The following is a 1798-nucleotide window of genomic DNA, read 5'->3' on the forward strand; positions in this document are numbered from 1 at the left end:
CGGTTCAGTGCATCCCGGCGAGTGACGCGAATCGAGCCCGAAAGGATGACGAACATACCGAAGCCCGGCTCGCCCACACGGAAGATCTGATCGCCGTCGTTCCACTCGCGGATTTCACCGAATCGCGTGATTCGGTGTATTTCCGCTTCGGTGAGTAATGGGTATCGCTCCCGTTGGTAATCGGTGTCACCAATCGCAACCGGGCTGGACAGTGGGTTGGTATCGCCTTGCTTACCATCATCATTTGAACGCACGTGCATGGCTGAAGTAGAAAGAGAATTCTGGACAGTGTGCGAAATACGGATGTCGATCGCGCTGGGAGGAACATTGCTTGACTCGAGAGCAAAGTGTACGACGTCCGAGGCGGGAGTCCCACTATACGTGGGTATGTAGTCCCGGTGTGACAAGGTTACCGGGCCAGAAGCGGAGCGAGCGGAGTCGGCCAAGTTGGGGGCGCCCCGTCCGCTTGTCCGAAATCCTAGCCGTAAATGTCGTTGTAGAGACTATGGGCGGTGGCGGATTTTCGGCATGATATTCGCGCCAATCGCGGGTGGTTATGGTCGACGGCGCGAGCAGCGTCAATGAGATTGTCCGCACCCTCGCGGAGGTTGCTTGACCGCTGCGGACGCGCTTGCCAGGCAATGTCGGACTGAATCGATGCGATCCGGCATTGCTGCTTCAGCGGCTGTCCGCGCCGGGTATGTGATACGCGAAATATTCGCCGGTGGCGTCGCGCGTCGTGGTATTGACGCACATATAGTGCGGACACCAGGCTTATTCGGAGCGTGCCGTGCAGTGATGGCTCGCTCAGTGGCAGCAACAGAGGCGCGCGCCGGCGGCGCTTCCCCAATTACCGGCCCTGGAGGCTGAATGGTAAACCTCAACATCAACGGCGAAACCCGCACGGTCGACGCCCCCGACGATATGCCCTTGCTCTGGGTGCTGCGCGACGTCGTCGGCCTCACCGGCACGAAATTCGGCTGCGGGATCGCGCAATGCGGCGCGTGCACCGTGCATCTCGACGGCGTCGCCGCGCGCTCGTGCGTGCTGCCGGTCGCGGCCGTCGCGGGCCGCAAGATCACGACGATCGAAGCCGTCGGCGCGACGCCGGCCGGCCACAAGGTCCAGCAGGCGTGGCGCGAGCTCGACGTCGTCCAGTGCGGCTATTGCCAGTCGGGGCAGGTGATGGCCGCCACCGCGCTGATCGCATCGAACCCGAACCCGAGCGACGCCGACATCGACGCGGCGATGGCCGGCAACATCTGCCGCTGCGGCACGTACAACCGGATTCGCGCGGCCGTGAAGCAAGCCGCGAAGGAGGCGTGACATGTCTCGAGGACTGATCGAAGCAGGCAAGGTCGCTGGACAAGCCGCCGGCGCGGGCGTATCGCGCCGTTCGTTCCTCAAGCTCGGCATGTCGCTGGGCGCGGCGGCGGGGGGTGGCCTGCTGCTCGGTTTCAGCCTGCCGGCGGCAGGCGACGATGCGCGGCGCTCGGTGATCGGCGGTGACGCGGCCGAACCGGCGCAGCCCGGCGTGTTCGCGCCGAGCGCGTTCGTGCAGATCGACCGCGCCGGCAAGATCACGCTGGTGATGCCGAAGGTCGAGATGGGGCAGGGTGTCTATACGGCGCTGCCGATGCTGATCGCCGAGGAGCTCGAGGTACCGCTGTCGAGCGTGACGCTCGATCATGCGCCGCCGAACGAGAAACTGTTCACGGATCCGCTGCTCGGCGGCCAGCTCACCGGCGGCTCGACGTCGGTGCGCTACGCGTGGGAACCGATGCGCCGCGCGGGCGCG

Annotated in this window: 2 protein-coding genes and 1 pseudogene; 2 read left to right on the top strand and 1 reads right to left on the bottom strand. The window is 64.8% G+C overall.

The features are described from left to right. A pseudogene (locus JMF90_RS35535) lies at positions 1-260 on the bottom strand (thioredoxin reductase); the annotation flags it as partial. Between the two features lie 610 nt (positions 261-870). Here JMF90_RS35535 and JMF90_RS35540 point away from each other — a divergent pair. Then, positions 871-1326 carry a (2Fe-2S)-binding protein gene (locus JMF90_RS35540; RefSeq protein ID WP_011546995.1) on the top strand — a complete coding sequence of 152 codons (456 nt, stop codon included), beginning with the start codon at positions 871-873 and terminating at the stop codon, positions 1324-1326. A gap of 1 nt (position 1327) precedes the next feature. Next, on the top strand, positions 1328-1798 hold a 471-nt coding region (locus JMF90_RS35545), incomplete at its 3' end, for a molybdopterin cofactor-binding domain-containing protein (protein WP_201326203.1).

Origin of the sequence: Burkholderia sp. E168m23 (assembly GCF_016586125.1) — a bacterium.
GTDB lineage: Bacteria > Pseudomonadota > Gammaproteobacteria > Burkholderiales > Burkholderiaceae > Burkholderia > Burkholderia orbicola.